This is a genomic window from Mesorhizobium sp. CNPSo 4689 (assembly GCF_057784325.1).
Genome location: NZ_JBWLUZ010000072.1, coordinates 1 through 7,608, shown reverse-complemented (window position 1 = coordinate 7,608; position 7,608 = coordinate 1). Strand labels below are relative to the sequence as shown.

The 7,608-nt window shown below is 57.2% G+C and carries 1 protein-coding gene and 3 pseudogenes; 1 reads left to right on the top strand and 3 read right to left on the bottom strand.

Annotation, left to right across the window (positions count from 1 at the left end; genetic code table 11):
* Positions 1-6,494, top strand: a 6,494-nt coding sequence (locus AC04SI_RS32710) for an amino acid adenylation domain-containing protein (RefSeq protein ID WP_488475675.1), incomplete at its 5' end; no start/stop codon positions are given.
* A gap of 160 nt (positions 6,495-6,654) precedes the next feature.
* Here AC04SI_RS32710 and AC04SI_RS32705 read toward each other — a convergent pair.
* The 3 pseudogenes from AC04SI_RS32705 to AC04SI_RS32695 all read right to left on the bottom strand — a co-directional run.
* Positions 6,655-6,873, bottom strand: a pseudogene (locus tag AC04SI_RS32705) (IS5/IS1182 family transposase); the annotation flags it as partial.
* Positions 6,874-6,927: 54 nt separating this feature from the next.
* Positions 6,928-7,092 (bottom strand): annotated as a pseudogene (locus tag AC04SI_RS32700) (IS4/Tn5 family transposase DNA-binding protein); the annotation flags it as partial.
* A 237-nt stretch (positions 7,093-7,329) separates the two neighbouring features.
* Positions 7,330-7,608: pseudogene (locus tag AC04SI_RS32695) on the bottom strand (N,N-dimethylformamidase beta subunit family domain-containing protein); the annotation flags it as partial.

Here is a 7,608-nt window from a genome sequence, read left to right as displayed (position 1 = left end):
TGGCCTACTGGCGCAGCCAGTTTGTTGACCACGAACCTGACTTGGCCCTTCCGACCGACAGACCACGAGCCGCACTTGCTACCCACACCGGGTCAATTTTCTCCCTGGATGTCGACAAGCCGCTGATTGCGCGCTTGGAGCGACTGGCGCACAAAGAAAAGGTGACGCTCGCCACCGTCCTGCTTGCTGCCTATTACGTCCTGCTGCATCGTCATTGCGACCAGGACGATATCACCCTTTACGTGCCACGCCTCGGTCGTCCGGCGGGAAATTTTTCGGGGACCTTCGGCTACTTTGTGACTCTATCGGCCCTACGGCAGGATCTTTCCGGAAATCCCATTTTCCTCGACCAATTGCAGCGGGTGCGTGCCCTCATGCGCGGCGCGCGCAGCCACGACTATTTTCCTCTGCCCCTGCTGCTGGAGAAGCTCCAGCTGTCCCATGCACCTCATCGCAATCCGCTCGCGCAGGCAGTTTTCAACTTCACTCCCGAAGGGGTGAGTTCTCTTGGCTTCACGGCATGCGACGTCGACCTCTCCGGCTTGCCTGCGCAAATTCGATTTTGTGAGACCGATACCTGGATCGATCTTGATTTTCGAATCCTGGCCCGCAAGGAAAGTGTCCGCCTTGACGTCGTGTACAAGGCGGATTTGTGGGATGCTAGCACCATAGAGCGGCTTGCGAAGCACTATCATTTTTTGCTTGAGGCGATCGCAGATAAGCCAGCGCGACGGATAGGCGACTATAGTCTTCTGAGGCCAGAGGAGGAGCAGCAGCTCCTGCATGATTTTAACGACACAGGTGCATATTATCCGTCCGACACTTGCCTGCACAACCTGATCGAAGCGCAGGCTGCCGCTTACCCGGACAATATCGCTGTCAGCTGCCCATTGGAGGCGCTCAGCTATGCCGCACTTGAGCAAAGGGCAAACAAGCTTGCGCGTCATCTAATTGCAAAAGGTGTCAGCCTTGGGGACGTGGTCGGCATTCTCGTTGAGCGTTCGTGCGATCTCCTTGTCGGGTTTTTAGCGGTCCTGAAGGCGGGGGCCGTCTATCTTCCTCTCGATCCGCGGCTGCCACCTCAGCGCGTGCGGTTCATGGCGCGGGACGCTGGCGCCACCGCGGTCGTCAGCAAAGCGGAGCTTATAGAACAGACGTTCGGGAATGCCCTGTCTGGGCGCAACATTGAAGGTGCGAATGAATGCGCAGTGGTTCTCCTCGACAAAGACCACACCGAAATTGCTTTGCACGAAGTCACCCCTCCGCACTGCCCTGCCGGACCCGCGGATTTGGCTTACGTTATCTATACGTCCGGTTCAACGGGTCAGCCGAAAGGCGTGATGATTGAACATCGCAGTGGCTGCAACATGGTGGAGGATCTAAGACGCACCTATCAGCTGGGGCCGGATAGCCGGGTATTGCAGTTCGCTTCCTGCGGATTTGATGCATCGCTATTCGATTTTATGCTGGCTTTGTCCTCGGGTGGCCGATTGTGCCTTGCGCCCCCATCAGCGTCGCTGCCTGGAGCAGAGCTTGTCGAGTTCATGCGCCGTGAGCGCATTACCGCTGCCGGTCTTACACCGACAGCCTGGACCTCCTTGCCGTCGACTGATCTTCCTGATCTTACCGTTGTCAAGTCAGGTGGAGAACCCTTGCCGTCAAGCCTGATTGAGCGATGGGGTGAGAGGCGCCGCATCTTCAATTCCTACGGGCCCACCGAAACGACCGTTTATTGCATAAGGACCGAGGTGAAAGCCAAGGGGCAAAAGCCACCCATCGGTCGCCCCGCCATCAATACTAGGGCTTATATCCTCGATCGCTATGGCAATCCCACACCCGTTGGCGCAGTCGGCGAGCTCTACATCGGAGGCATCGGCATAGCCCGCGGCTACATCAATCACGATGAACTCACGCGCGAGGTTTTCCGGCCAAACCCATTCGATGATGATCCCCAATCCAGGCTCTACAAAACTGGGGATCTGGCCCGGTATCGGTCAGATGGTATGATTGAGTTCTTGGGCCGGAGAGACGGGCAGATCAAGATCCGTGGCATGCGGGTCGAGCTTGCGGAAATCGAGCAGTGCCTGATGGAGCACAAAAACGTCAAAGCTTGCTGCCTTACGCTGACAGACGGTCGCAATGATAACGCGCGCCTGACAGCCTATGTAGTGAGGCGACGGGAGAGTTCGGAGGATATCGATCAACTTCGGTCTTTTTTGCGCGCCGCGCTGCCTGGCTACATGATTCCATCACACTTCGTGTTCCTCCCGCAGCTACCAACCAATAGTAGCGGCAAGATCGATCGGCGCCCTCTTCCCAAGCCAAGAAACGCCTCGAAACCAAATGCCGCAACTTTACCTACCGGTGAGTCTCAGACACAATTGGCTAAGATCTGGAAAGACGTGCTGAAGCTAGACTCTGTCGGCGTCGAAGACAATTTCTTCGAAGTTGGCGGGCATTCCATGGCTATTGTCCAGGTTCAGGCGCGTATCCACGATCGTTTGGGCATTGATTGCAAGATTCTGGACTTGTTCGAGCACCCTACTATAAGAACGCTCGCTGCGCACTTGGCCGCAATTACAACCGCTCCTCGTTCCGCTCAGAATTTAACGAAACCAGCTGGCTTGGCCACAAGCGAAAGCGAGCCCAAACAGGGCGATGGTATTGCGATAATCGGGATGGCGGGCAGGTTCCCGGGGGCGGAGAATGTCGATCAATTCTGGAATAATCTGGTCGATGGCGTAGAGTCCATCGCAGATCTGGATGAACAGACATTGCGAGAGGCTGGCGTCGGTCGCGACGTTTTGCGGATGCATAACTATGTAAGGCGCGAAGCCATTATCCGCGGAGTTGATCTGTTTGACGCGGCGTTTTTCGGCATCTCGCCTAAGGAAGCAGCGTGGATGGACCCGCAACAGCGAATCCTGCTGGAAACGGCGTATCAGGCGCTCGACCACGCGGGATATGGATCGCGCGAGACGGCAGGAGGCCGTGTCGGTGTCTTTGCCGGCGTGGGGGCCAACCGCTATTTCGCTGACCGGGAAGCAGGCCGCGACCTGCTGGATTCAGAGAAGTTGCAGATCCGCATTCTTAATGGCTGCGATTTCACGGCGACGCGCATCGCCTACAAGCTCAACTTGACCGGCCCCTGCGTGTCAGTTCAGACGGCCTGTTCCACCTCGCTTGTTGCTGTCCACCTCGCTTGCCAGAGCCTACGCAGCAATGAGTGCGATATGGCATTGGCAGGCGGTGCATCGATTTCCCTGCCCCACGGAAAAGGCTATCTCCATCAACAAGGCCACATCTTTTCGCCCGACGGGCACTGCCGTGCGTTCGATGCTAAAGCACAAGGAACGGTGAGAGGCAGTGGAGCTGCGGTCGTCGTTCTCAAGCGGCTGGGCGACGCCTGTAGAGACGGCGACAATATCTGGGCAGTCATAAAGGGAACGGCCATCAACAATGACGGCGCCGGCAAGGTAGGCTTCACCGCGCCCAGCGCCGACGGACAGGCTGCGGTGATTCAAGCGGCCCTCACCGATGCTGACGTCTCTGCGGACACAATTGAATATGTGGAGGCGCATGGTACAGGAACTTACCTTGGAGACCCCATCGAAATCTCCGGCCTGACGAAGGCCTTCCGTTCCCAAACCGCGAGGAAACAATTCTGCGCAATAGGTTCGGTGAAGACAAATGTCGGCCATCTCGACGCTGCAGCGGGTGTGACGGGATTGATCAAGCTCGCCATGATGCTGAACAGGGGCGTCATTCCCGCTAGCCTGCATCTCGACAAGCCCAACCCAAATATCGACTTTCAGGAGAGCCCGGTGTTCGTAAACAAGACCTGCACCGCTTGGACAAAGGGTCGCGAGCCACGGCGGGGCGGGGTCAGCTCATTTGGCATTGGTGGCACGAATGCACACACGATTCTCGAGGAAGCTCCGCCGCGGAGCGGCGAGCAGGACCGTCGCAGGCTGCACGTCTTTCCAGTATCGGGGGCGAGCAGGTCGGCACTGACCGAAATGCTCCGGCGACTTGCCGGCTTTATGCGCCGAAGCGATATCCAGCACAGCGCAGCGAACATCGCATACACCTTGCAAAAGGGTAGAGCTGCTCTGAGACATCGTTCAAGTTTCGTGGGAGCCGATCTGTTGGAACTAGCCGACCAACTCGATCAGGCGGCACTGCAGGGGGTCGAGTCGCGAGAGGTGTCGAGCAGTGAACGCCGCATGGTATTCATGTTTTCCGGCCAGGGCGCGCAGCAGATTGGAATGTGCCGAGAGCTTTATGAAGAAGAACCGGTATTCCGCAGCGTCATCGATGAATGCGCAAAGCTGCTTAACGAGCTCGTTCACATTGATTTCCGCACCCTGCTCTACTGCGAAGGCAAATCTGATGGCGAGCTTGAGCCTCGGCTGGAAGCCGTCATACAGCCTGTCATCTTTGCTACGCAATATGCAATGGCGAAGCTCTTCATCTCGTGGGGTATTGTCCCTGCAGCTGTGATAGGCCACAGCATCGGAGAATATGCAGCCGCTCATATTGCCGGCATCATCTCGTTACCCGATGCCATTCGACTGACACTGGTGAGGGGACAGTTAACGTCGCGTGTGCCTGCCGGCGGCATTGTTGCAGTCAGCCTGTCGCCCGAAGAGCTCCAGCCTTATTGGAAAGAACGCCTTTCATTGGCGGCAATAAACGGGCCGCGTCAGTGCGTCGTTTCTGGTGCCGCATCCGAGATCGCAGCATTTTGTGAGCAATTGCAGGCGCTATCCATTGCGACCAAACGAATACAAGCAAGTCATGCCGTTCATTCATCTCTGCTCGATCCAATCCTGCCGGAGTTTAGGATTCGCGCGGAACAAGTCGAGTTTCACGCGCCACAAATACCTTTCATGTCGACGGTACTTGGTGACTGGCTTGAGAGGGAGATGCCGCTTGATGGCAGCTATTGGGTCCGCAATCTCCGGGAGACGGTGCAGTTCCATCAGGCTTTCAATAGGCTTGTGCAATCGGACCACGAGTTATTCATCGAGATGGGGCCTGGCGCTGCCCTGACCAGACATTCCAGGCGGTTGATGTCAAAGAGCGACTCTAACCTCATCGCCTTTGCAGCGTTGCCAGCAGACGATGATGGGCAAAGCGATCGCGCGAGACTGTTACAGATTCTAGGCAAGCTATGGACCTGCGGAGCTCCCATCGATTGGTCTCACCTGCACGACCAGCACCAGCCCCCGCAGCGCACTCCTCTCCCTCCCTACCCTTTTGATCGCAAGCGTCACTGGTTCAATACGGTCGCCGGCAAAGAGCAGGAACAAAACGCGGATTCGAGTCAATCTGATACTGCGGCCATATCCGTTGATCACCCGGTTGAGGACGAAGAGTTGCGCGGTCCGATTGTAGTTGAGATGTCCCGTGAGACAGGCTTGGACCGCCAAATCGCAGAGGTCTATCGGGACATCCTGGGCTTGGAAGAAGTTGCCTTGACCGATAACTTCTTCGACCTTGGTGGCGATTCGTTGAGCGCCTTAAGCGTCATTAATCATATCGAGCAGATCACGGGAGAGAGATTGGCTGTCTCCGTGCTGCTGGAACACCAGACACCAAGAGGGCTCGCGGCAGCCCTGTTGAAGAGCCGTATAAGCGCGCGTCCGAGCGCATTGGTGCCGATACAGACCGGTGGTTCGCGGTTACCTCTATTTTGCCCCCACCCATTTGGCGGACATGTGCTCTTCTATACGCCGCTTGCTAAAGCATTGGGCGCGGAGCAGCCGCTCTTCGGTTTGCAGGCGCGTGGTCTGAACGGTGAGGCAAGACCTCATCTGAGCATTCCAGAGATGGCGCGGGAATATGTTGAGGCCATCAAAAGCGTACAGCCACGCGGTCCCTATCAGCTCGTCGGCTTATCCATGGGCGGCAGCATTGCTTGGGAAATGGCCTGCCAATTGCGCGATGCTGGTGACGAGATAGCAATACTTGGGCTGCTCGACGCTAAAGCGCTTCATAAGCATGAAGATTACCCAAGCGGCCGATATCATCGCCTGCTCGGCAACAGTCCCATTCCTGACTGGCTGAGCGAGCAAGTGGTCTTATTGACTCTCCTTTTCCCCGCACTGAAGAAACATTGGCGAAAGCTGAAATCCATCAAATGTGATCGTCAGGTCACTGCCTTGCTCGATTTCGGAAGGCAAGCTGGCAACGTCCCCAACATGAGCGAAACACATCTCGATCATATCCTTGAAGTTGCCGAAGCAAATAGAGTTGCTCTGCATAATTATGCTCCTCGGCCCAACGACAGCAGTGCCGTTCTTTTTGCGGCCAAGAAGGGACTACGCATTTCCACCAATCAACCTGACGGGGATCTTGGGTGGAAGCAATTCTCGCGAGGCCGCCTGGAAATTCACGAGGTGCCAGGTGACCATTACACCATGGTCAATCCTCCTCATGTGAGAATCCTAGCACAGAAGCTTAATAATTATCTCAACCGAAGCGACTAATCGATGGCACCGGCTGCACATTGGCGAAAGGTATTTTGTCGCCCGTGAAGAAAGTCAATTTCGACACCGGCGTTGAGGGCGAGCCCCGTTTCAGACGTATTCCGGTTGAGCTGCGGACATCAGGCTGATCGTGGCTGGACCGTGACGCTGCAGCGGTTGCAAGCAACGCCTGGAAGAAGGCAAACAAAAGCTTCAGCCAGTTGAGCAAGAGGTTGGAGTTGTAGCCGACGGCGGCGAGCATAGCATTGTTGCCGTCACCTTCGGGGAAGGCCAGGAGGTTGCGGCCCATGCGGCGGCCCTGCTTGAGACGGCCGATGACCGGTTCGACGGCGGCCCGGCGTCGCAATCCCCGCTTGATGGCCTTGGTGAGGCCGCGCCTGTAGTCCCCACGGTGACGCTTTCGATTACCCACATCGTCAGGGTAGGCCGCCTTCGCCGCTGCCCAGTCGCCACAGGCCGCCGGGATCGGCTTGCCCGGCGCTGCTGACAGCTGATCCAGCAACCGCTGCAGCCGACGGACCAGACGCTTGTCGGGAAGGGCCGCCGCGCAAAGCTCTTCCTGCCAAGCAGCTTCGCTGCTGCTGGTCTTGTCTCGCATCCGTGACGCCTCCGCGATTTCGGCGCCACGGACAGAATCACGGCAGATTCATACAGGGCAATAGGCCCGCCGACGATGTGGGTAATCGAAAGCCGGTCTGGCCGTCAGCGTGAGGATACGCTGCCCGGGTGCCCAAGAAAGCGCTCGCTAGAAATAGCCGCAGCCAAGCCGTGCCGTTGAGGTCAGCAACTGCCATCCCGTGGTGAAGCATGCCAGATAAAAAGTCACGCGAGGCCTCTACCCGCGGCCGAGATAGCGGTTAAGCACATTGCGGGTTACGATTTCGACCATGCGGTCACGCCTAAGAAGCCCTGCCACCCATTCGCAACTCCCGGCATGGAATATCTCGCCCTTGCCGCGCTTGAAATTGACGATCATCCCGTTCCCGCGCTTGACCTTTTCGAGATTGGCGTCACTTGCCTCGCCGAACAGCGTCTCGGCGACGAACCGGCCATCCCCGTCGCTGAAGAACTGGTCTCCGGACGCCAGATCGGGGTTCTCCTCGATCAGCGTGGC